Annotated in this window: 19 protein-coding genes and 1 tRNA gene; 11 read left to right on the top strand and 9 right to left on the bottom strand. The window is 65.9% G+C overall.

The features are described 5' to 3' along the window. Window positions 1-148 precede the first annotated feature (148 nt). The gene (locus AB0C34_RS28530; RefSeq protein WP_357079511.1) at window positions 149-1,504 is read left to right on the top strand and encodes an MFS transporter; all 1,356 of its coding nucleotides are present in this window, start codon (window positions 149-151) and stop codon (window positions 1,502-1,504) included. 21 nt (window positions 1,505-1,525) lie between these two features. Here the strand turns inward: AB0C34_RS28530 and AB0C34_RS28525 are convergent, their stop codons facing one another. Beyond that, the gene (locus AB0C34_RS28525; RefSeq protein ID WP_357079508.1) at window positions 1,526-2,146 is read right to left on the bottom strand and encodes a TetR family transcriptional regulator; all 621 of its coding nucleotides are present in this window, start codon (window positions 2,144-2,146) and stop codon (window positions 1,526-1,528) included. A gap of 171 nt (window positions 2,147-2,317) precedes the next feature. Between AB0C34_RS28525 and AB0C34_RS28520 the strand changes: the two genes are divergently transcribed. From AB0C34_RS28520 to AB0C34_RS28505, 4 genes are all read left to right on the top strand, one after another. After that, window positions 2,318-3,436, top strand: a complete 1,119-nt coding sequence (locus AB0C34_RS28520; protein ID WP_357079505.1) for a ferredoxin reductase — start codon at window positions 2,318-2,320, stop codon at window positions 3,434-3,436. Between the two features lie 18 nt (window positions 3,437-3,454). Then, on the top strand, window positions 3,455-4,603 hold the full coding sequence (locus tag AB0C34_RS28515) for an acyl-CoA desaturase (RefSeq protein WP_357079502.1): 1,149 nt from the start codon (window positions 3,455-3,457) through the stop codon (window positions 4,601-4,603). Then, on the top strand, window positions 4,604-4,915 hold the full coding sequence (locus AB0C34_RS28510) for a hypothetical protein (protein WP_357079499.1): 312 nt from the start codon (window positions 4,604-4,606) through the stop codon (window positions 4,913-4,915). It begins immediately after the preceding gene. Window positions 4,916-5,391: 476 nt separating this feature from the next. After that, window positions 5,392-5,718, top strand: coding sequence for a hypothetical protein (locus AB0C34_RS28505; protein ID WP_357079496.1), 327 nt, complete (start codon window positions 5,392-5,394; stop codon window positions 5,716-5,718). 44 nt (window positions 5,719-5,762) lie between these two features. On the opposite strand, the gene AB0C34_RS28500 is transcribed toward AB0C34_RS28505, so the two are convergent. The 3 genes from AB0C34_RS28500 to AB0C34_RS28490 all read right to left on the bottom strand — a co-directional run bounded on the left by AB0C34_RS28500 (window position 5,763) and on the right by AB0C34_RS28490 (window position 8,720). Further along, a complete protein-coding gene (locus AB0C34_RS28500; RefSeq protein ID WP_357079494.1) occupies window positions 5,763-7,004 on the bottom strand; it encodes an MFS transporter in 1,242 nt (413 codons plus the stop codon). Next, window positions 7,001-8,065, bottom strand: a complete 1,065-nt coding sequence (locus AB0C34_RS28495) for a PLP-dependent cysteine synthase family protein (protein ID WP_357079571.1) — start codon at window positions 8,063-8,065, stop codon at window positions 7,001-7,003. Before AB0C34_RS28495 ends, AB0C34_RS28500 begins: the two co-directional genes overlap by 4 nt. Before the next feature lie 238 nt (window positions 8,066-8,303). Then, the gene (locus tag AB0C34_RS28490; protein ID WP_357079491.1) at window positions 8,304-8,720 is read right to left on the bottom strand and encodes a hypothetical protein; all 417 of its coding nucleotides are present in this window, start codon (window positions 8,718-8,720) and stop codon (window positions 8,304-8,306) included. Window positions 8,721-9,255: 535 nt separating this feature from the next. Here AB0C34_RS28490 and AB0C34_RS28485 point away from each other — a divergent pair. Next, complete coding sequence (locus AB0C34_RS28485; RefSeq protein WP_357079489.1) at window positions 9,256-9,930, top strand: DUF4389 domain-containing protein; 675 nt, start codon at window positions 9,256-9,258, stop codon at window positions 9,928-9,930. Window positions 9,931-9,970: 40 nt separating this feature from the next. Here AB0C34_RS28485 and AB0C34_RS28480 read toward each other — a convergent pair whose 3' ends face one another. The 5 genes from AB0C34_RS28480 to AB0C34_RS28460 all read right to left on the bottom strand — a co-directional run bounded on the left by AB0C34_RS28480 (window position 9,971) and on the right by AB0C34_RS28460 (window position 14,584). After that, window positions 9,971-10,957 carry an ATP-binding cassette domain-containing protein gene (locus AB0C34_RS28480; protein WP_357079486.1) on the bottom strand — a complete coding sequence of 329 codons (987 nt, stop codon included), beginning with the start codon at window positions 10,955-10,957 and terminating at the stop codon, window positions 9,971-9,973. After that, entirely contained in the window at window positions 10,954-11,781 is an 828-nt protein-coding gene (locus tag AB0C34_RS28475; protein ID WP_357079483.1) for an ABC-2 family transporter protein, read from the bottom strand. The genes AB0C34_RS28480 and AB0C34_RS28475 overlap by 4 nt, the downstream gene beginning before the upstream one ends. Beyond that, on the bottom strand, window positions 11,774-12,598 hold the full coding sequence (locus AB0C34_RS28470) for an ABC-2 family transporter protein (protein ID WP_357079480.1): 825 nt from the start codon (window positions 12,596-12,598) through the stop codon (window positions 11,774-11,776). The genes AB0C34_RS28475 and AB0C34_RS28470 overlap by 8 nt, the downstream gene beginning before the upstream one ends. Before the next feature lie 132 nt (window positions 12,599-12,730). Further along, window positions 12,731-14,197 (bottom strand): carboxylesterase family protein, encoded by a 1,467-nt coding sequence (locus AB0C34_RS28465; RefSeq protein WP_357079477.1) that lies wholly within the window; start codon window positions 14,195-14,197, stop codon window positions 12,731-12,733. A 313-nt stretch (window positions 14,198-14,510) separates the two neighbouring features. After that, window positions 14,511-14,584, bottom strand: a tRNA-Arg gene (locus tag AB0C34_RS28460). Between the two features lie 202 nt (window positions 14,585-14,786). Here AB0C34_RS28460 and AB0C34_RS28455 point away from each other — a divergent pair. From AB0C34_RS28455 to AB0C34_RS28435, 5 genes are all read left to right on the top strand, one after another. Continuing rightward, window positions 14,787-16,820: a cytochrome c oxidase assembly protein gene (locus tag AB0C34_RS28455; protein WP_357079474.1), complete on the top strand. Its 2,034-nt coding sequence runs from the start codon at window positions 14,787-14,789 to the stop codon at window positions 16,818-16,820. Between the two features lie 14 nt (window positions 16,821-16,834). Then, window positions 16,835-17,785, top strand: a complete 951-nt coding sequence (locus AB0C34_RS28450; protein WP_357079568.1) for a serine/threonine dehydratase — start codon at window positions 16,835-16,837, stop codon at window positions 17,783-17,785. Window positions 17,786-18,119: 334 nt separating this feature from the next. Beyond that, complete coding sequence (locus tag AB0C34_RS28445) at window positions 18,120-18,620, top strand: single-stranded DNA-binding protein (protein WP_357079471.1); 501 nt, start codon at window positions 18,120-18,122, stop codon at window positions 18,618-18,620. An 80-nt stretch (window positions 18,621-18,700) separates the two neighbouring features. Beyond that, complete coding sequence (gene ettA, locus AB0C34_RS28440) at window positions 18,701-20,377, top strand: energy-dependent translational throttle protein EttA (RefSeq protein ID WP_357079468.1); 1,677 nt, start codon at window positions 18,701-18,703, stop codon at window positions 20,375-20,377. A 516-nt stretch (window positions 20,378-20,893) separates the two neighbouring features. Beyond that, window positions 20,894-23,373: NAD-glutamate dehydrogenase domain-containing protein (locus AB0C34_RS28435; RefSeq protein WP_357079464.1), on the top strand; the 2,480-nt coding region annotated here is incomplete at its 3' end.

Below are 23,373 nucleotides of genomic sequence, written 5' to 3'. Positions count from 1 at the left end.
GCGATCGGCGGGACGCGCAGCGTGCTCGCGCCGCCGGGTTCCCCACCCGGGTCATCGCGGAAACCGTGCCGTGTGAGCCACCCTCGTTGGGTGGGACTATCAGCCGGTATGCCTCCTCGAAGCGTGCTGCGGCGGTTAGGCTGCGCCCATGACCGAGGTGAGCGCAGCGGCGACTGTCGGGCAGGCCGCCGGGCGCGGGCACGTGGTGGCGTGGGGATTCTGGGACTGGGGGTCGTCGGCGTTCAACGCGGTCATCCTCACGTTCGTGTTCTCGGTTTATCTGACCGACAAAGTCGGCGACGATCTGCCCGGTGGGGTGTCGGCGAGCGCCTGGCTGGGCTGGGCTGTCGGTATCGCCGGATTGATCGTGGCGTTGACCGCGCCGGTCAGTGGCCAGCACTTCGACGCGCAGGCGAAGCGCAAGCGCTCACTCGGCGCGCTGACCGCGCTGACGATCGTCACGATGGCGCTGATGTTCTTCGTGCACGACGACTACCATGACCTGTGGCTCGGACTGGTATTGCTCGCGTTCGGCTCGGCCTGTTTCGAGCTGGCCGGCGTGCCCTACAACGCGATGCTGCGGCAGGTGTCCACTCCGGCGACTGTCGGCCGGGTGTCCGGATTTGGCTGGGCGATGGGCTATTTCGGCGGCATCTTCCTGCTGCTGATCTGCTATTTCGGCTTCATCTCCGGCGAGGGCGACAACCGGGGTCTGCTCGGGGTGCCCACCGATGCCGGGCTGAACATCCGCCTCGTCACCGTGCTCGCCGCCGTGTGGTTCGCCGCGTTCGCGCTGCCGGTCCTGTTCGCGGTGCCCGAATTGCCACGCACGGATGCCGATCCGGGAGCGGCGAGTGCCGGGTTCTTCGGGTCGTACCGGGTGCTCTGGCGGGACCTGCGCGCGCTATGGCTTATCGACCGTCGCACGGTGACTTTCCTGGCGGCCAGCGCTATCTTCCGCGACGGCCTCGCCGGGGTGTTCACCTTCGGGGCGGTGCTTGCCGTCCGGGTCTACGGAATCGCCGACTCGGACGTGCTGCTGTTCGGAATCGCCGCCAATGTCGTCGCGGCATTGGGCGCGGTCGTCGCGGGCCGCTTCGACGACCGGGGCGGGCCCAAGGTCGTCATCGTCGTATCCCTGAGCGCCATGCTGATCTGCGGACTCGCGCTGCTGGTGGTTTCCGGACCGCTGCTGTTCTGGATCTTCGGACTGCTGCTCACCGTCTTCGTCGGCCCGGCGCAGGCGGCGGCCCGATCCTTTCTGGCCCGCCTGGCCCCGCCCGGGCGCGAGGGGCAGTTCTTCGGTCTGTACACGACGACGGGACGCGCCGTGTCGTTCCTCGCCCCCACGTTGTTCGGCCTGTTCGTCTGGCTGTTCGACGCGGATCGCGCGGGCATTGTCGGTCTGCTCGTCGTGCTCGCGGTCGGACTCGCGGTGCTGCTTCCGGTACGGTCACCGGACCGGGCCGATCCGGTTGCCGGCCAGCCCCTCGCCGGAGGCTGACGTGCCGGGCGCACTGGCGAATCAGCGCTGTCTCGGCGGCGACCACGCACCCATGCCGAGTGCGATCAGTCGCATCTGCCGTACGGTGCGGTCGACGATCGCGTTCTGCTCGCGTGGCACGGCCGACACGTAGGCCGCTATCCCGTCGGTGACCGTCGCGACCAGCAGATCGGCGGCGATCTCCAGATCTTGGGGAGACCAAGAGTCCAGGGCGCTGATCCGGGAGAGGTCAGCGACGAGTTCCCGGCCGATCAGCTGGAGTTCGAGCGAGATCGCCGTGCGCAGCGCCGCGGATCCGCCGTGCCGCTCTCTGCTCAGGAAGCTGAACAGCTCCCGTTTGGGGCGTACCTGTTCGAAGACGAATCGAACCGTGTCCGACAGGCTCGCGTCCGAGTTGCGCCGCACTTCGCGCAGGGCGAGACGCAACGCGGTGACGCCGTCGTCGACCAGCGTCGCGCCCAGGTCGTCCAGCGACGCGAAGTGCCGGTAGAACGCGGTCGGGACGATGCCCGCCGTGCGGGCGATCTCCCGCAGGCTGAGCGCGGCGAACCCACGGTCGGCGGCCAGAGTGAGGGTGCCGTCCAGGAGTGCTCGCCTGGTCCGCTCCTTGCGTTCGCCTCGGGTCGCTGCCTGCTCGCTCATCACGCTGAGCATACATCCGTTCACCATTTGTCCGATCCCAAGATGGGGTTCGTGTCATAGGTTTCGCTGGTTGACAAACACCCCCGGTCATAGCTCACACTGTTTGAGTGTACAGACGTGCACTGAAATATTGGTCGCGCGTCATTGGCTGACAAGAGGCACGGAGAACGAATGAATCTCGTCGACCTGGTGCAGACCTTGACCTCGCCACACCCGCTGGACCGCTACCTGGAGCTGGTGCGCCCCACGCTGACCATGCGTGAGATGCGGGCCGAGATCACCCACGTGCGCCGTACGGCGCCGGGTTCGGTGACGCTTACCTTGCGTCCGAGCAGACAGTGGAAAGGCCATGCCGCCGGACAGTATGTCCGCATCGGTGTAGTGATCGATGGTGTACGGCACGCCCGGTGCTATTCGCCGGTGAATCCGGAAGGCGGCCGGGATCGCTCTCTCCAGCTCACCGTCAAGGCACATCCCGGCGGTGTGGTGTCGCAGTTCCTCTACCGCGACGCCGCTGCCGGCATGGTGGTCGACTTGGAGCCCGCGGACGGCGTGTTCCGGCTACCCGAGTCGCGCCCGGAACGTGTGCTGCTCATCAGTGGTGGCAGTGGGATCACGCCGGTGCTGTCCATGCTGCGCACCTTGGCCGACGAGAGCTATCTCGGCGAGGTCGTCTTTCTGCACTACGCGAAATCGCCGGAGTTGGTGCCGCATCGTGCCGAACTCGACGCGATCGCTCGTCGGCACGGTAACTTCCGCATCGAACTTCGTCATACGTCGCGATCGGACGATGTCGCGAATCGGGTCGACACCGACGCGTCACGCGCGGAACTCGTGCCGGCGCGCGACAGCGGGCATTTCGACTACGACGAACTGGAGCGGGTGGCGCCCTGGTTCGCCACCGCGCAGACCTACGTCTGCGGTCCTCGGTCTTTGATGTCGGCGGTCCGCGCGATCTACCAGGCCGAGCGGTTGGACGACCGCCTGCACACCGAGGCCTTCGGCCCGTCCGTCGCGTCGATCGACGCGGCCGACGTGCACGGCACGGTGAGCTTCACGGCCAGCGGGCGCAGTACGCGGAACAATGGAGCGAACCTGCTGGAACAGGCCGAATCCGCCGGTCTCACACCGGAGTACGGCTGCCGGATGGGGATTTGTCTGTCCTGCACCGCGATTCGTCGAACCGGCGGCACGCGCAATGTGCGCACCGGCGAGACCGACAGCGATCCCGATCAGCCGATCCAGCTGTGTGTCAGCGCGCCGGTCGGCGATGTCGAGATCGACATCTGACTACGAAGGGTAGTGATCATGACCGTCCACACCGAAACCGAAGACGGACCGCTGGTGCTGAGTCCGGAGCAGGTCGAGGAGTTGGGCCGCGAACTCGACCGACTGCGCGCCGAGATCGTGGCGGATCTCGGCGAGCGGGACCGGAAGTACCTCTACTCGATCATCACCACGCAGCGTGGTCTCGAGATCGCGGGTCGTGGACTGATGTACCTCGGGTTCCTTCCGCCGGTCTGGCTCGCCGCGGTGGCGGCGCTGAGCGTGTCGAAGATTCTGGACAACATGGAAATCGGCCACAACGTGATGCACGGTCAGTACGACTGGATGCGCGAGCCGGGCCTGAATTCCCGGGTGTTCGAGTGGGACACGGTCTGCCCGGCCGATCAGTGGAAGCACTCGCACAACTACATCCATCACACCTACACCAATATTCACAACAAGGACCGCGACATCGGCTACTCCGTGCTGCGGATGGACGAGGGCCAGCAGTGGAACGTGCTGCGTCTGGGGCAGCCGCTGTATGCCTTCGCGCTGATGATGTTGTTCGAGTGGGGTGTGATGGCGCACGACCTCGAGGTCGAGAACATCCTCGCTGGTAAGCGGAGGTGGCCGGAGGTCAAGCAGCTGATCCTCGGCCAGTGGCGCAAGGCAGGCAAACAGGTGCTCAAGGACTACGTGGTATTTCCCGCCCTCACGGGGCCGCTGTTCTTCCACACGTTGGCAGGCAACGTCGCCGCCAATCTGGTGCGCAACGTGTGGGCCTTCGGCATCATCTTCTGCGGCCACTTCCCGACCGGCGTACAGACGTTCACCGAGGAAGAGACCGCGGACGAGACCCGTGGTGAGTGGTACATCCGTCAGATGCTCGGCTCCGCCAATATCACGGGTAGCAAGCTGTTCCACATCATGTCCGGTAATTTGTCGCACCAGATCGAGCATCATCTGTTCCCCGATCTGCCGGCGAGCCGCTATCCGGCGATGGCGCCGACCGTGCGCGCGCTGTGTGAAAAGTACGGTCTGCCGTACAACACCGGACCGCTCGGCAGGCAGATCGGCTCGGTGTGGAAGAAAATTTTCAAGCTCGCGCTGCCGCCTCGAATGGCCCCGAAGGAGTCGTCTCCCGGTGTTATCGTGATGCGTCAGCGGAAGGCGAGTGAAGTGGGCGTGTGAATGATCGGAAAATTCGAGAGCAACAAAGATCTCATTCAGGAATTGACATCCTCGGGCGCCAAACATATCGGCAATATCGCCGGCATCATCACCGGTACCGTCTCGGAGGTCACCAGGGAGATCGGTGAGTGGATCACCGACGCGATCGAGATGAACGAGGCGGCGGCCGCTGCCCGCAAAGACACGGCGGACCACCGCGATCTCGACCGAGACGACCAGGTGACGGTCCCGGAAGCCGAACCGTCGGTGAGCGAGGCGCCAGCATTCCTCGACGCCGAGGTCGTCGAACCCGAAGGCGAACAGCCGCGCTGATCAGGGCGTACCAGCATTCGCCGAACCTGGGTTCGGTGACGTCGGCGATCGGACTCCGGTTCTCGTCGGTCGATTCGGCGAACCCTGTTCGCGCTGGGTGGGAAATGCCCGTGCGGTAGCGATTCCGATCCTGGATACGCCAGGGCCGAGGAGGATTTCGAGGAGGGCACCCCTCGGCTCCGGCGCAGTCCCGCCGCTGGACGCTGCCCCATAGTCAACCCGGAAAAAGTGACCGGGAAATCCGCGACGATGCGATGAGGAAGACCGGCCGAGAAACGGGACGATTCCAGGAAAGCGCGGAAGTTCAATCCGCGCAATAGTGTGATGTAAAAAAATTGAGCTGGCTGGAAATTGTTATATTCCGTTACGGTCGGGTCGCCTGTGCTGCCGCGATCGGCTCCCTCGACCACGCGAACTGCGCAATAGCAACCGGCCGCGCGCGGGGCTGCACGGCGTCGTCCGATCGGCTAGCCTCCATGTTCGTGCCCGCGTACGTGTCATCGCCCGAATTGACATTCGGCTTCATGTTCGCCCTGGAAGACCCTGAGCGAATCGCGGAGGTCGTACGCAACCTCATCATCCACAAGACCGTCTCGGTCTTTCGCCTCGCCCGCCTGTCCGACGACGACGGCCCGCCGGAGCGGTATGTGGTGAACTGGGCTGTCATCCCACAGATCTCGATCACCACCACCGCCCCGGATCGGGACGAACTCCGGGCCACTCGCACCATGCTGGTGAACGCCTTCCTCAGCGAGCAGGGCGAGGTCAGCCTGTATTCAGCGCAGGGGACCGGACCGGTGTAGGCGCGCCGCCCCGAATGTTCGGTATTCCGGGCGGTCGCCTCCGGTCAGCTGACCGAGACCGGTGCGTCCAGCCGCCCGGCACGGGCGAGCGCCAGCAGCGCCGCCGCGGCGACGCCGCCGACGGCGACGAGCGTCGCCCAGGCGAGCGAACTCGTCCCCGCGTGGTGCGTGGCGTCGAGGAGGGTGCCGATACCAAGATTGCCGAGCAGGATGCCGATTCCGACGATGGTGTTGTACAGGCCGTAGTGGGTTGCCACCAGGCGGTTTCCCGACAGTGCGACCACAGTGTCCATCTCGAACGGAAACACCGCTGCCGTACCCACTCCCAATGCCGCCGCGGTCAGCAGCAGCGCCCCGGCCGCGGGCCACACGCCGAGACCGGTGCCCGGAACCAGCAGCAGCGGTACGAACGAGGTCGCGAGAATCACCATGCCGAACGCCAGGCTGTGGCCGCGACCCCAGCGCCGCGCGAACCAGCGAGTAATCCGCAACTGCCCGGCGATCGCGATCACCCCGGAGACCACGAACACCCCGGTCATCAGCACGGTCGCGGAATGCGCGCCGACGATGCGCGCGGCCTGGATGGGCAGCGCCAGGTAGACCTGGAACGACAGCGCTGAGCAGCCGATCATCGCCGCGGCGAAGAGCAGGAACGGGCGGTTGGCCAGTACGACGCGCCAATCATCCAGCACCGAAGTAGTTCTCGGCGGCGCGGTGTGCTGCGGCAAGGCGCGGAGTTGGGCGAGCGTCAACAGACCGAACACCGCCGCCGCGCCCGCGGCGGTGGCGCGGAAGTCGATGGCCATCAGCGCCAGCCCGACGATCGGACCGAACAGGATGCCCGTTTGGTAGAAGACGTTGAACACCGCGAACGCCGCCACCCGACGCGGTCCCGAATCCGCCGCGAGATATGCGCGAACCGCGGGGTTGAACAACGCGCCTGCGAAACCGGTCGCCGCGGCCGCCACCACCAGCGCCGGCAGCGAATCGGCTAAGGCCAGGAGCACGAAACCGCCGGTGCGGAGCAGGCATCCGGCCACGATGAGCGGTTTGTAGCCGAACCGGTCGGCCAGCGTCCCGCCGAGCAGGAACATACCCTGTTGGGCGAAGTTTCGAACGCCGAGTACCAGGCCGACCGCCCAGGCGGCCAAGCCGAGCGACCCGGCCAAGTAGCCGGCCAGGTACGGCATCAACATGTAGAAGCCGGTGTTGATGGCGAACTGATTGACCATCAGCAGGCGGCTCGGCCGAGGGAAGCTGCGATAGGTGGCGAACAGTTCGGTCATCGTGCCCGCTCCGCGGGGCTGGTGGTGCGGTGGGTGCCTCGTGGGTCGACGACCGTCGTGCATCGGGTCCAGGATTCCACGACGGCGTCGGCGGGATGCCCGATGCGAGCGGGCTCGGACGGTGGATCGATGCCGAGCAAGCCGTGCTCGCGACAGTATTCGTCGCTGTAGACGGTGTCGAAGTATCGCAGCGGACCGTCGGGGAAGACCGCGGCGATCCGTTCATCCGGGCCACTGGTTCTGGCCAGCCAGCCCGCCACCAGGCCAACGGCGCCGACGCTCCAGCCACCGCTGGCGTGATGCGTCGCGGCGAGCCGACGGCATGCCCACACCGCCTCCGCCGGGGCGACCCAGTGGATTTCGTCGAACGCCGGGTAGTCGACGTTGCCTGGGTGAATGCTCGAGCCGAGACCGCGCATCAGGCGCTGGCCGGCGGGAAGTCCGAAGATCGCCGAGGCGACGGTGTCGACGCCGACCAGTCGCAGGTGGGGAAAGTAGCGGCGCAGGATGTGCGAGATCCCGGCGGAATGGCCACCGGTGCCGACCGAGCAGACCAGGATGTCGACCCGGCCCAGCTGGGCGACCAGCTCCAGGGCCAGATTTTCGTAGGCATCGCGATTGTCGGGATTGTGGTACTGGTCGGGGCACCACGCCTGTGGATCTCGCGATAGCAGTTCGGCGACGCGGTCGCGGCGTGCCTGTTGCCAGCCGCCGACGGGGTGTGGCTCGGTGACCAGTTCCACCCGGGCGCCGTAGGCCGCCAGCATGTGGTGCATGAGGGGTTCCAGCCCGGGATCGGTGACCAGCGTGACCGGGTGCTGGTGCACCATCCCCGCCAGTGCCAGACCCAAACCGAGTGTGCCGCTGGTGGATTCGATGATAGGTGCACCGTGTGCGAGCTCGCCGCGAGCCGCGGCGCGTTCGACCATGTGCAGTGCGGGCCGATCCTTCATACCGCCGGGATTGGCGCCCTCCAGTTTGGCCCAGAAGCCGCGGCCGGTCGGCTCCGTTGTCGCGGTCAGTGGCTCGGTGATCCACAGAACCGGTGTGTTGCCGACCATGGTGGCCGGTCGGGGGCAGCGGTGGGCGGTGGTCAACAGGCTCGCCGGACTCGGAAGGGTGATCGACCCGGTCGTTGCCCGCTCGGGCGGGACGGAAGTCGACACGATTGTCTTCTGCAGCGCAGAGGTCATGGGAATCGTCGATTCTGTGCGGTCGCTGTACACAGCGACGGTGTGGGTGCGAAGAACGCACGAACACCGGCCGAGCCCTGGCGGGCTCAGGCCTGACGCTGACCGATCAGTTCCGATCGATGCCGAATCTGGTGAGTTTCTCCCTGCCTCGACAGACCGGGAGTAGCGCGATCGGCGGCGCGCGCAAGCCGCCGCCGAATCCGGCCACGGCCGGATTCGCGACGAGCAGTGCGGCCGCGACCAGGAGCAGGGCCGACAACGAGGCGTCACGCGGGAGGGCGGCAAGCACCGAGTCGACGGCCAGATGCCGATCCGGCTCGGCGGCGTGCTGATGTCGGTCGGCGAGAACTGCCGTCGACATCGTGGACGCGGCAGTAGGTGCGGATGCTTCGATGTGGGCATGTCGCAGCGTGGCGTGGCCGAAGACATGGCATTCAGGCACTGCCATGGCCAGAACCCACACCGTAAACGCGACTGCGACGAACACCCGAAACAGGGGCACCCGCATCACGCTGAATGTCACGGCTCAATGCTACTAGCCGCATCGGACGCTGGGCGCGCGCCGGTCGGCGGGTTGGGACGTGATCGGCGCGCATCCTCGGTGCTGGCCAGCCTGCTCGACCTGATCGAGTAGCGCGATCCGTACACCGCTAGGGAGCCTCTCCCGCGACCCATGCCGCGTTTCGGCCCCGGGCCGGCCGCACGGTGGACAAGCCTCGGGCGACGTCGAATCACCCTCTGAGGCACTAGGAATCGGTCGAGACGCCAGTCGGTTCTCCCGCCGCCGCATTGCCGGGGTGTCAATGTTGTTGTCCGGCAGCACAGCTGGACGCGGCGCGCGGCGCGTGCCGGGGCGTCGAAACAGCGGGTAGTGCGAGTTACTGTGCGCGACCTTCCCGCGGCACTTGGGCGGGTATCGACACGCCGAACGCGCGCATTCCCGTTTTGTTGGCGTGTCGGTATCGGAAGGTGTCATTCGCACTCGCGCTATACGCGACAATCAGGACATCCCAACTGGTTTTCGCATGGATCGAAAGCACCCGGAAGGAGCATCGATCATGGAACCCGACAAGCCCGTCGCGCCCAACCCGATTCGCGTTCGAGGAGACCTCGACCCCGCCCTGTCGCGATGGATGTGGTTGGTCAAATGGCTATTGGCCATCCCGCACTACGTCGTCCTGTTCTTCCTGCACATCGCCTACCTGGTGCTGACGATCGTCGCCTTCTTCGCGATCCTGATCACTGGCAAGTACCCGCGAGCGATTTTCGATTTCAATGTCGGCGTCATGCGCTGGGGCTGGCGAGTCACCTTCTACGCGCTGTCGGTGCTCGGCACCGACAAATACCCGCCGTTCAGCCTGCAGTCGAACGCGGACTACCCGGCGGATCTGGAGATCGACCATCCGGAAACGCTGCACCGTGGTCTGGTGCTGGTGAAATGGTGGTTGTTGGCCATTCCGCACTACCTGATCGTCGCCGCGATGGTGAGCGGGGGTATCGCCGTCGGCATGGGTGACTCCGACGAATGGGGCGGCGGCTCGATTCCGCTGATGAGCATTCTGCTGATTGTCGCCTTGATCGCCTTGTTGTGCACGGCACGCTATCCGCAGGGTGTGTACGACTTCGTGATGGGCATCAACCGCTGGCTCATCCGGGTGCAGGCGTACGCCGGCCTGATGCGGGACGAGTACCCACCGTTGCGACTCGACCAAGGCGCGCGCGAAACCGACTGAACCGAGCGCACCGGCGCCAAGACCGAATCCGCCCGCTGATTCAGCGGGCGGATTCGTATATCCGCCGCACTACGTCTTCGATCTCGGGCTCTTCGATCGACAGGTCGCGTACCTCGGCCCGGTCCGAGACGGCAGCGAGCAACTGTGCGGCCGTGGTCTTTTCCGGATCGAAGGCCAGCCGCTGTCGCATCCCGTTGCCCGCACTGGCCAACAAACGGGCCGCGGGCAGATCGTCGATGTCCGGTGTCGGCTCGGCCAGGTCGACCACCAGGACCCGCTGAGCGCCGGCGGTCGTCCCCAGCCCGGCCAACGACCCGTCGTAGACCAGGCGGCCGTGGTCTACGACGAGCACACGTCCACAGAGCCTTTCGATATCGCCCATATCGTGTGTGGTGAGCAGCAGGGTGGTTCCGCGCTCGGCGCGCTCGGCCCGCAGGAACTGGCGTAACCGCTGCTTGGACAGCACGTCCAGCCCGATGGTCGGTTCGTCGAGAATCACCAACTCAGGTGAATGAATCAGCGCGGCAGCCACTTCCGCGCGCATCCGCTGACCGAGCGACAGCTGACGCACGGGCGTGTCGAGGGTGTCGGCCATTTCCAACTGCTCGACCAGTTCGTGCGTGCGGTCGCGCGCGACATCCGGCTCCAGTCGGTGGATCGCGGCGAGAATCGAAAATGATTCACGCAGCGGAAGATCCCACCACAGTTGAGACCGCTGTCCGAACACCACCCCGATCCGACTGGCCAGTTCGCGGCGCTGTCGCACCGGGTCCAACCCGCAGGTGCGGACGGTGCCTGCGGTCGGCACCAAGATACCGGTGAGCATCTTGATGGTGGTCGACTTGCCCGCACCATTGGCGCCGATGTAGCCGACGGCGGCGCCGCGGTCGATCCGACAGGTCATCGCATCGACCGCGGTGAGCGTCTCTCGCCGGCGGCGCCAACGGTGTCCGTCCTTGCGGTAGCGGGTGAATTGTCTGGTCAGGTCGGCCATGTCGATGATCGCGTCCGATCGTTCCATGTTCATCCGCCGCCTCCTTGGTAGTGCCGTGTGCCGATCCGCCACAGGCCCAGCGCGAGCAGCCACACCCACAGCGCGGCGAGCGGGGTCAGCCAGGCCAGCCAGGGTGGCAGCAAGGGCGGCCCGGGGAGTCGCAGCAGCGCGAGGGTGGGCAGGTACGTGGTGAAGGAGACCGGGATGACGAACCCGAACAGCAGCTTCAGCGGTGTGGGAAACACCGACGCGGGTTGAGTGGCGGCGAACGAGCCGCCGTAGGTGAAACTGTTGGTCAGCTCGGAGCCGTCGATCAGATAGAACTGCAGCCCGGCGGCGCAGACGAACAAGCCGCCGAACATCGCGACCCCGCCGAGCAGTGTCAGTGTGAGCAGTGTGGTCGTGGCCGGACTCCAATCGATGTCATTGCGCGCCACCGCGATGGCGAGCACCACGATCGCGACCGATGCTCTGGCGAATCTGCGCAAGGAGATGTCGCTGGTGATCAACTGCAGCAACAGCGGCTGTGGTCTGAGGTGATAAGCATCGAGTCTGCCCATCCTGATGAGCGTCGGCAGCGTGTCGAGGTGGCCGAACAGCACCTGGGACAGAGCGAAACTCGTATGGCTCAATCCGAACAGCAGCAGCGCCGCATTCAGGTCCAACCCACCGAGCACCCGCGCGGTGCGGAAGATCACCCAGACTTCGGCGAACTCGACCAGACCCATCACCAGCGCGCTGAAAATCTCACTGGCGAAGGATAATCGGTAGCTGCGCTGGGCACGGATCCTGGAGCGCAGCACCGCCACGTAGGGGGTCGACCATGACCCCGCGCGGCGCTGGGCGATCTCAACCACCCTGCACCTCCAGCTTGCGACGTCCGGCCACCAGTAACAGGCGGCCGGCCAGCCCGATCGCCAGCACCCAGAACACCTGCACACCGACGGCCGAGTACGCGTCCGCTCCGGTGATCCGGCCCGAGAGTATGTCGACCGGTGCCTGCAGCATCGACGGAAACGGGGTGGCCTCCGCGATCGTGCGCAACCAGGACGGGAACATGTGCACCGGCACGAAGAGGCCGGCGAGAAAGGTACCGGCGGTGTAGTACAGCTGCCGGACGCCGCGGGTCTCGATGACCCAGAACCCGATCAGCACCACGCCGAACCGGCAGAAGAACGAAATCGACACAGCCAGCAGCACACTCATCGTGCCGAGCAAGTACGGAATCACCGTCCCTGGCATCGTCAGCCCCACTGTGAGCGCGCCGACCAGGACACTAGGCACCCCGCGTGGCAAGAACGTGCACGCAGCACGGCCCAGATCATCGGCGAGATAACCGAATTGGAGATCGACCGGACGCAAGAAGTCGATCGCGACGTCGCCGTTCTTGACTCGATCGTCCAGCTGCCCGATCGTCCCGTAGAACTGCATCGCGCCGAGCAGTCCTTGTGAGAGCCACACGTAGGCGCCGACACTGCCGTGGTCGTAACCGCCGAAGTCGTCCGTGGCGTCCACCGCCGCGAGCAGCACTGCCGCGCGAACGAATCCGAAGACACAGTTGGTGAACAGTCCAGCGAACATCGCCAGCTTATACTGGGACTGCCTGCGGAATCCGGCGCCGACGAGATACGCGTAGACGGCCACGGCGCTGCGCGATCGTTTTTCCCATGGCACGCTGTCCGTCCCCCTCCGGTATGCGGCGCACAAACATTCGAGAATACCGATCGGAGCGCGCATGCGGAAGTCCTGAGCGCCATCGCGGAAGGCACTGCGTCTGAGTGCTCTTGGTGCGGTGGGACGTGTAAGTCAGCTGAAGTGCCGAACCGGTGCGTCCGATTCCGCGTCATAGGGTCGCCACAAGGGCAGATCCGCGCCATTCGGGGACCCGGTGGTCACGAATGCGGCGATCGCGCGGGCGAATGACCGCCAGAGCGCGTCGGTCTTCGGTCCGACCCGGCCGAGCATAGGGCTGTTGAGGTAGCTGTCGAAGGTGCCGAAGAGAAAGGGCAATTCGCCGCAGTGGGTGGCTCGGAGGTCGGCTGGGTCGGGCACTGGAAGGAAATCCCATTGGTAGACGTAGGCCACGTTGCCGTCGACCGCATGACGCGCGGCGATCTCCCGCACGCCCGCACGGAAATTCGCCTCGGTCTCCACCTCGGTGACGATTCGCGCAGGTGTCGCTTCCGGAGACTGGGCTATGCGGCGCCCGTACCATGCCTGCGCGTCGTCGCCGTGCAGGTTGGCGAGCAGGCGCAGCGCTTGTTCCCGACCGAAGTTCTGGAAACTGTCGTCGAAGCCGAGGAAGGCCGTCATCTCGTCCTGATTCGAACCGACCAGCAGATCCTTGCCGGCTAGGGCACCTCTTTCCAGGGCTTGTCGCCAGGCGAAGGGGATGCCGGCGCCCCCGAGGACGGGGTACATCGGTGGCGCGAGGTTGCCGAACTCGGCCTTGTCCGCCGCGAGTTTCCGATAAGCGGCGATCAGCTTCTCGACGGGCAGCTCGCGCAGCGCAGTGCCGAGGCTCGCGGATTCCTCGAGGTTCAGGAGGCGCAGGTAGGCCTCGGCATTCTGGGAGGCCAACCGAGGGTCCTGTGGTTCGAGGCTCCACGGAGCGCTCTGCGCGATCACCCGGCGGATCATGTTTCCGGTCTCGGGATCGACCGCGAGCTGGAAAGCAGAGAACGCGCCGGCCGATTGGCCACCCACCGTCACACTCGCGCGATCGCCGCCGAAAGCGGCGATATTGTCCCGTACCCAGCGCAGCACCGCGCCTTGGTCTTGGACGCCGAGATTGTTCGCCCCGATCTGTGGCAGGTACAGGTAGCCCAGCGGGCCGAGTCGATAGTTGGCGGTGACCACCACCATGTTGCCCAGTTCGGCCAAGCGGGCGCCGTCGTACCAGTCCCAGCCGCCCGAACCGCTGCTGAAACCGCCGCCGTGGAACCAGACCAGCACGGGACGGGCAGGGTCGCTGTCCAGTACCTGCTGTGGGCTCCAGATATTCAGTGTGAGCGAGCCGTCTTCGTCCCAGTTCGGCGGCCGATGGCCCGTGACCCGTTCCAATCGGGACGGGCCCTGGGGCACGGCCGGACCCGCCTGCGCGGCTTCCCGCAGTTCGCTCCACGACGGGTGCGGCTGCGGTGATGCGAAGCGCAGCGGCCCGATCGGAGAGGCGGCGTAGGGAATCCCCCGAAAGGCAACGACCGGCCCCTCGGCGACACCCCGAATTCTGCCCTTGTCCGTGGCCACGACTGCTCGGTTCTGCTGCGGCATCACACGACCTTCCCTAGGGGTCACGGTTCTACCGAAATAAGCGATGAACCGCCGGAAACACCACAGTTCGATTTCTACCACGACACGCACGACACGAGCTGCTGTACAGATGAGTGAACCTGTGCTGGCGTGCCGAGAGTCGTGACTCGAACGCGAACATGGTTCGCCGTATTCGAACGCGGTCGGCGATGTCAGCGGTGTCCCGGGTGGATTGGCTGGGATCTTCGGACAAATGGTGGTTTAAGCGCGAGGCAGGGGTGGTATTCACCCGAACGGGTGGTCCACGTCCTTCGTGGACCACCCGGCCGCGCTGCGCCCCCGGCAGGAATCGAACCTGCGACCTAGGGATTAGAAGGCCCTTGCTCTATCCAACTGAGCTACGGAGGCAGTGGGTTCCACCATGGCCGACGATGGCCTTGCTGTCCAGCGCGAAAATTATAGCGAGTGTCCAGGTCTGTGGTTTCTCGGTGTCAGCAAGGTTCCGGCCATCCCGTGACAGTAGTTCATGCGTCCCCGGTGATCCGCAGCCCAGAATATCGGCCCAAACCCGACCGGGTCACGAATGGATTACCGAACTACGCTCAGTCGTATGTCGTCAGTCGAGGCTCCGCCCGCAGCTCCGGAATCCGAGACAGCTCGGTCCGGGGCGGCGTTCGCGACGGTGACCGCGCTGGCCGGTGCGATCGCCGCCGTAGTCGCGGCGCTGGTGGTGGGGCTTTCGGCCGCGCAGGCATTGAGTCTGCTCGGCATCCCTGATCCCGGCTCGCTGACCACGTACGGCCTGCCCGCGGTGCGGGCGATCGCTGATCTGTCGGCCGCCCTGACCGTCGGCTCGCTCCTGCTCGCGACGTTTCTCGTCCCGCCACAGTCGAACGGACTGCTGGATGTGGACGGCTACCGCGCGGTGCGCCGGGCATCGAATTGCGCGGTGGTGTGGGCGTGCTGCGCGGCGCTACTCGTGCCGCTGACTGTGTCGGATACCACAGGGCGTCCGGTGGCTGACGTGCTGCGGCCGGCCGAGTTGTGGCGGGCGATCGATCAAATAGAGCTGGCCGGCGCCTGGCGTACCACCCTGGTCTTCGCGCTGATCGTCGCGGTCGGGTGCAGACTGGCGTTGCGCTGGGGCTGGACGCCGGTGCTGTTCGGAGCCTCGATCGTGACGATGATGCCGTTGGCGCTGACCGGGCATTCGTCGTCGGGCGGGTCGCACGATCTCGCCACCAACAGCCTGGTCCTGCATCTCGTTTCCGCGGCGATCTGGGTCGGCGGGCTGTTCGCGGTGCTGGCACACGCGCTGCGCGGCGGTGTGCGCACCGATCTAGCCGTCCGCCGCTTCTCACTGACCGCGACGATCGCCTTCGTCGTCATCGCGATCAGTGGCGTGATCAACTCCTGGGTGCGGGTGCCCTTGGACGAACTGTTCACCACCACCTACGGCAGGCTGGTGCTGGCCAAGGCCGCGGCACTGGTGCTGCTCGGGGTATTCGGGTACCTGCAACGGCGCGCCGCGCTCCCCGCGCTCGCGGCGGAACCACGTGATCGGGTGGCGCTGGTCCGCTTCGCCGGTGTCGAGGTGCTGATCTTCGCCGCGACCATGGGTCTCGCGGTCGGGCTCGGCCGCACACCGCCGCCACCGCCGCAGTCGGTCCCCACACCGGCCGAAGTGGAACTCGGATACAACCTGGCCGGGCCGCCGACACTCGCGCGATTGCTGTTCGACTGGCGGTTCGATCTGATCTTCGGAACTCTGTCGGTCGTGCTTGCGGTGCTGTATCTCCTCGGCGTGCGACGGCTGCGTGCGCGTGGCGATGCCTGGCCGGTGGGGCGGACGGTTGCCTGGCTGTCGGGTTGCGCGGTCTTGCTGGTGGCGACTTCGTCCGGGGTCGGCCGGTATTCGCCCGCGATGTTCAGCGTGCACATGGGGGCGCACATGGCGCTGTCGATGCTGGCGCCGATCCTCTTCGCGCTGGGCGGCGCCGTGACGCTGGCATTGCGAGCGCTGCCGCCCGCGGGCCGCGGTGGTGCGCCAGGTCCGCGGGAATGGATCTTGGCCGCGGTGCACAATCCGGTGTCGCGCTTGTTGACCCACCCGATTGTGGCATCGGCGATCTTCGTCGGCGGCTTCTATGCGCTGTACCTCGGCGGTATCTTCGACTCCTTTGCCGACTCGCACGCGGCGCACCTGTTGATGAACGTGCACTTCCTGCTCAGCGGTTACCTGTTCTACTGGGTCGTGATCGGCATCGACCCCAAGCCACGGCAGGTACAACCGCTCACCAAGCTCGGTATGGTGTTCGGGTCGCTGCCGTTCCACGCGTTTTTCGGCGTCGCGCTGATGAGTATGACCACGGTGCTCGGCGGCTGGTTCTACCGGAGTATCGGACTCGGCTGGAACGACGATCTGCTCGGCGACCAGCGCAGCGGCGGCAGCCTGGCCTGGGCCGGTGGCGAGGTGCCGCTGGTGGTGGTAATGCTGGCGCTGCTGATCCAATGGTCACGCAGCGATCGGCGGCTCGCGCAGCGAACCGATCGGGCCGCGGAGCGCGATCACGACGCCGCGCTCGCCGCCCACAACGCGATGTTCGCCGAACTGGCCAAGCGAGATGGAGAAATGCGTAAGTGAGCGACTACGCCACCATGGTCTCCGAACACAGACCAACAGCGCTGGTGGACCGATCCGACGTGCGTTCCGCGCGGCGACGGATGGCGGGTCAGGTCCGCAAGACACCGGTCTTCCACACCTCCGTCGCGAGCCCGTCCGGTCCTGTTCCGGTGACGATGAAGCTCGAACACCTCCAGCATGGTGGAACGTTCAAAGTGCGCGGCTGCTTCAACACATTGCTGGCCCAGGGGCAGGGCATCGATCAGGTGGTGATCGCGTCGGGCGGCAACGCCGGCATCGCCGCCGCCCTCGCCGCCGCCCGGCTCGGCAAGTCCTGCACGGTGGTCGTTCCGGAGACCGCCCCGCACACCAAGGTCGCCGCGATGTGGTCGCACGGCGCCGACGTGCTCTGGCACGGAGCGACCTTCGCCGAAGCGCTGTGCCACGCGACCGAACTCGCCGCTGAACGCGGCGCACTGCGACTACACGGGTACGACCTGCCCTCGGTGGTCGCAGGAGCCGGTGTGGTCGGGCTGGAGGTTGAGGAACAGGTACGCGGGCGACCCGCGGTGCTCGCCGCCGTGGGCGGCGGTGGACTGGTCGCCGGGATGGCGGCAGCGCTGGGGCGTCGTCAGCAGGTGATCGGGGTCGTACGGGAAGGCACCCCCGCCCTGCGGGCCGCGCTGGACGCGAACCGTCCGGCGGAGGTCCGTGGGCCGGGAGTCACCGCGGATTCGTTGGGCGCCACCGGGATCGGCGATCTCGCTCTCGACGTCGCCCGCCGGGACGGGGCGCGCTCGCTCTCGGTCACCGACGACGCGATCACGGCGGCGCGGGAATATCTGTGGCGCGAGTTCCGTATCCTCGTCGAACTGACCGGCGCCGCGGCACTGGCCGCCATCCACAGCGGCGCCTACGTTCCGGCGCCCGATGAACGCCCGGTCGTCGTGCTCTGTGGCGCCAATACCGACGTGGCGGTCCTCTGACCCCGGTGCGGTACGCCACTGTTCGGCCGGGCGGCGCCCCGGCATGAGCATTCGCCCCGGAATGACCAGTTCGAGTTCGTTTGCTGGTCGGCGCCGACGTCGATCCTGCACTCGACGGGTTCTGTCGGATCGCCGCCGGGTGAACAGCGCACAGCTCTGCGGTGGGACCGCGGATCGCCCCAGCTGAAATCGCTGGTATTCACAGGTCGGAGAGTTGTGCACATTCTCGGATCGGGGCGTTCGGCATGTCCGCATTCGGCGCACGCTGGAGGGGTCTCCTCGAGTGGAAGGCATATCCGGGCAGGCCCGGACCCGAATGTGAAGGGGCGTAGTCATGTACGAGGCGAATGCGACCGTGATCGGAACCGTGGTGACCCATCCGGTCAAGCGGGATCTGGCCAACGGCGATCATGTGGTCACTTTTCGGATGGCGAGCAATTCCCGCAGACTCGATCACACAACGGGGGAGTGGGTGGACAACGGAACCTTGTATCTCACCGTCAGCTGCTGGCGCAGGCTGGTGGCCGGAGTCGACGTGTCCCTGCATCGCGGCGACCCGATCATCGCGCACGGACAGCTGCGCTCGCACGAATACCGGACAAAGGACGGCATCGAGCGCCGGGATCTGGAGATGCGCGCTGTCGCGGTCGGCCCGGACCTGTCCCGCTGCGCGGCGCGGGTGACGCGATGGTCGGATCTGCCGTCGCGGAATACTTCGGAGCGGCAGAGCGCTGTGAATCGGGTGCCCGTCGGCGACGGCCCGGCGGAGAATGTCGCGGGGGTCTCTTCGGTACCGTCGCGACCGTCCCGGAGTAGCGAGCCCGTCGACGCTTGATCGTATGACCGGTTGCGTCCCGGCGGCCGTGGTAGCTCTGCTTCGTCCTCTCGTCTCCCGCACCGATAGGCTTCACTCTTATGGCTGAGTTCATTTATCAGATGAAGAAGGTTCGCAAGGCACACGGCGACAAAGTCGTGCTCGACGACGTCACCTTGAACTTCCTTCCCGGCGCCAAGATCGGCGTCGTCGGCCCGAACGGCGCGGGTAAATCCAGCGTGCTGAAGATCATGGCCGGACTGGACCAGCCCAACAACGGTGACGCGTTCCTCGCCACCGGCGCGACGGTCGGAATCCTGCAGCAGGAGCCCCCGCTGAACGAGGAGAAGACGGTCCGCGGCAATGTCGAGGAGGGCCTCGGCGAGATCAAGGTGAAGCTCGATCGCTTCAATGAGATCGCCGAGCTCATGGCAACCGACTACTCCGACGAGCTCATGGACGAAATGGGCAAGTTGCAGGAGGACTTGGACCATGCCGACGCCTGGGACCTGGACTCGCAGCTCGAGCAGGCGATGGACGCGCTGCGCTGCCCGCCGCCGGACGAGCCGGTCACCAAGCTTTCCGGTGGTGAGCGCCGCCGGGTCGCCTTGTGCAAGCTGTTGCTGAGCAAGCCCGACCTGCTGCTGCTCGACGAGCCGACCAACCACCTCGACGCCGAGAGCGTGCTCTGGCTCGAACAGCACCTCGCTCAGTACCAGGGCGCTGTGCTCGCGGTCACCCACGACCGTTACTTCCTGGACAATGTGGCGCAGTGGATTCTCGAGCTGGATCGCGGCCGTGCCTACCCGTATGAGGGCAACTACTCGACCTACCTGGAGAAGAAGGCCGAGCGCCTCGCGGTGCAGGGTAAGAAGGATCAGAAGCTGCAAAAGCGACTCAAGGACGAACTCGCCTGGGTACGTTCCGGTGCGAAGGCTCGTCAGGCCAAGAACAAGGCCCGCCTCGGTAGGTACGAGGAGATGGCGGCCGAGGCGGAGAAGATGCGGAAGTTGGATTTCGAGGAGATCCAGATTCCCGCGGGCCCACGGCTCGGCAGCGTTGTCGTGGAGGTCGAGCACTTGGACAAGGGTTTCGGTGACCGGCAGTTGATCAAGGATTTGTCGTTCACGCTGCCGCGCAACGGCATCGTCGGTGTCATCGGCCCGAACGGCGTCGGCAAGACCACGCTGTTCAAGACCATCGTCGGGCTCGAACAGCCCGACAGCGGCACCGTGAAGGTGGGCGACACCGTCAAGCTGAGCTACGTCGACCAGAACCGTGCGGGTATCGATCCGAAGAAGACGGTTTGGCAGGTGGTCTCCGACGGACTGGACTTCATCGAGGTCGGCCAGCAGGAGATGCCGTCGCGCGCCTATGTCAGCGCGTTCGGTTTCAAGGGGCCCGACCAGCAGAAGCCCGCCGGCGTCCTCTCCGGGGGCGAGCGCAACCGGTTGAACCTGGCACTCACCCTCAAGCAGGGTGGCAACCTGATTCTGCTGGATGAGCCAACCAACGACCTCGACGTCGAGACCCTCGGTTCGCTGGAGAACGCCCTGGAGCAATTCCCCGGCTGTGCTGTGGTCATCTCGCACGATCGCTGGTTCCTCGACCGCACCTGCACCCACATCCTCGCGTGGGAAGGCGACTCCGACAACGACGCCAAGTGGTTCTGGTTCGAAGGTAACTTCGAGGCATACGAGGCCAACAAGATCGAGCGCCTCGGCTTGGAAGCGGCGCGCCCGCACCGGGTTACACACCGGAAACTCACGCGCGACTGAGTTTCGCTTCGGTGGGGTGGAGTCGGATCAGCACCGCCCCACCGAAGGCGGCTCCCGCCAGGAGTAGGTGCGTGCCGGCGCCACGCGGAGCCCGAAACCAGCAGCGAAACCCGTGGTCGATCGAGCCGGGGGCACGCCGGCCGCCGAGTGACACGAACGACCGGAAAAGGGAGTGACACCTACCCGCGCGTAGCTCGCTAGGGTGGGGGTCGTGAATGCGCAGGCGCAGTTCGAGCAACCGGTGGCCCCCAACACCGATGCGGGGGCCGACCTGACCCGACGTACCGGCGCGGCGCCGGGGATACGATCTGTCGCGCTCACCTGACCTTCGCAGGTCCGATGTTGTACTGAGTCGAGTTCATCCCATCGATCTCGGCAGCGAGCGGCGAATGCCGCGGCCGTGGTGAACACCCCCGGGATCGGAACGGAATTCACCCGCCCGTCTTCGGCGCACAGTTACGCTCGGACCGGCGTCACTTTGTTGCGGAACCGATATCCGAGGGAGTTGGCGAAAAAATGACGGTCTCGTCCGAATTGTCCAGTGCGGCGTGGGCCGCTGGTTTGCCGCAGTCGCTGCGCGGCGAACTTGCGGCGCTCGAGGAGGCGTATTTCCGCCACGTCGACGCGGGCGATGTGGACTGCGCGATCACCGGCATCACCCAGACTTTCCGCCGGCATCTGGAGTTGGCGGCTTCCCGTCCCGTCGGACGCGCGCTGGTGCGGGTGTACCACCAGGACGACGGCTCCGGCGTCGGTGCCGCGGTACAGGTCGTCACCGACGACATGCCACTGCTGGTCGAATCGATCAGCGCGTCGCTGAACCGGATCGGCGTCAGCGTGAGCGAGGTGATTCACCCGATCTTCGAAGTCGAGCGGGACGCCGATGGACGCTTGACGCACGCCGCCGCGCATGGGGTCGACAGTACCGGCTCGGGTGGGCTGCGCGAATCATGGATGCACGTGCAATTGCACCCGTCGACCAGTCCGGCACAGCTGGCCGAGATCGAGGCCGCCATGCCGGACGTGGTGGCGGACGTGCGCCAGGTGATCGGTGACACCGAGGCCATGCGGGACGTGCAGAGCAGGCTCGCCGACGACCTGGCGCGGGCCGCGAAATCCGGATCCACGTCGTTCGATGCCACCGAACTCGTTGATACCGCGAATCTGTTGCGTTGGTTGGCGCAGGGAAATTTCACTGTGCTCGGCTACGCCCACTACCGTCTGAGCGCCCATGCGGGCAAGGTGACGTCCAACGCTCTGCCAGCCAGCTGCCTCGGCGTGCTCCGTCCGGACGTCGGCACCGATTTCCGGGTGCCGGTCAACGGCGGGGACAGACCGTTGCTCATGCTGACCCAGGGTTTGGTTCCCGCGACCGTGCACCGCTCGGTGTATCCGTACTTCGTCGGTGTCGCCGACTTCGACGAGTCCGGAACGGTCATCGGCGAGCATCTGTTCATCGGTGTTTTCACCGTGACTGCCGTGCACGAGAACGTGCTGGATATCCCGGTGATCGAGCGCAGAGTGCGTTCCGTCATCGAGAAGAGCGGGTTCGACCTGGAATCGTTCTCCGGTCAGGCGATGCTCGAGGCCATCCAGTCTTTCCCGCGGACCGAGTTGTTCTCCTCCGACGCCGAGACGCTGCGCCGCACCGCCACCGCAGTGCTCAACGTGAGTCTTCGCCGCCAGGTGCGATTGTTCCTGCGCGCGGACACCTACGGTCGATTCGTCGCCTGCTTGGTCTACCTGCCGCGCGATCGCTATACCACCAGGGTGCGGCTGGAGATGCAGGACATCCTGGTCCGTGAACTGGGTGGTGTCTCCATCGACTACACCGCGCGGGTGGGCGAAAGCGACTTGGCGCGAGTGTATTTCACGGTGCGCATGCCAGAGGACGAGTTCGGCGTACCGCGCCACTCGCCGCTCGCCGCGGATACCTCCGAACCCAACCGCCTGCGCATCCAGAATCTGCTTGCCGAGGCGAGTCGGACGTGGGAAGACCACCTGAACGACGAGGTGAGCACATCGGCGGTGCTCGACCCCGCCGTGGTGCAGCGCTATGCGAACGCTTTCCCCGAGGGGTACAAGCAGGACTTCGAGTCGGCCCGCGCCCTCGCGGACATCGTGCGACTGGAGCGGCTGCAAGAAGGCGGCATCGACCAGTACCTCTATCGCAGTCCGGATTCGGAACCGGGTGCGTGGCGCTTCACCCTTTATATCGGCGGAAGCGGAATCTCGCTCAGCCAGGTGCTCCCGGTGCTGCAGAGCCTCGGCGTCGAGGTGGTGGACGAGCGGCCGTACCGAATCGACCTGGAAACGCCGTTCACCGGTGCCGCGGGCGCAAGCGTTGAGCGATGGATCTACGACTTCGGTTTGCTGGCCCGCCCCGAGTTGCTGCGCAGCTCGCTCGACCGAGACCTGGGCGCGGAACTGCTGGAGTCTTCGAAGCGCGCCGACGTGCTGGAGGCGGAGGTGCGTGGGCTGCGTGAGCGGTTCATGGACGCCTTCGAAGCGGTCTGGTACGGACGTGCCGAGGCGGACGGCCTCAATGAACTCGTGCTGCGCGCCCGGCTGCCGTGGCGCGCTGTCTCGATCTTGCGCACGTACGCGAAGTACTTGCAACAGGCCGATTTTCCGTACAGTCAGGCAAATATCTGCCGCGTACTGCTCACCTATCCGGATGTCGCACGGCTGTTTGTCGACCTGTTCGCGGCCCGCTTCGACCCGGATATCGTCTCCGCCGAGCATGCGGCCGAGCTGGAGATTCAGCTGCACGGCCGGATCGACGAGGTCGTCAGTCTGGATGCGGACCGCATCCTGCGCGCGATTCTCGGCCTGATCAAGGCGACCTTGCGCACCAACTACTACATGACCGACGCGGCGGGCGTGCCGCGCGGTTATGTCTCGGTGAAGCTCGATCCGCATGCGATTGCGGAGTTGCCGAAGCCGCGGCCGCAGTTCGAGATTTTCGTGTATTCGCCGCGGGTGGAGGGTGTGCA

The organism is Nocardia sp. NPDC049220 (assembly GCF_040647855.1).
Lineage (GTDB): Bacteria > Actinomycetota > Actinomycetes > Mycobacteriales > Mycobacteriaceae > Nocardia.
The sequence above is the reverse complement of the archived record's forward strand: the minus strand, read 5'-3'. Positions and strand labels throughout refer to the sequence as shown.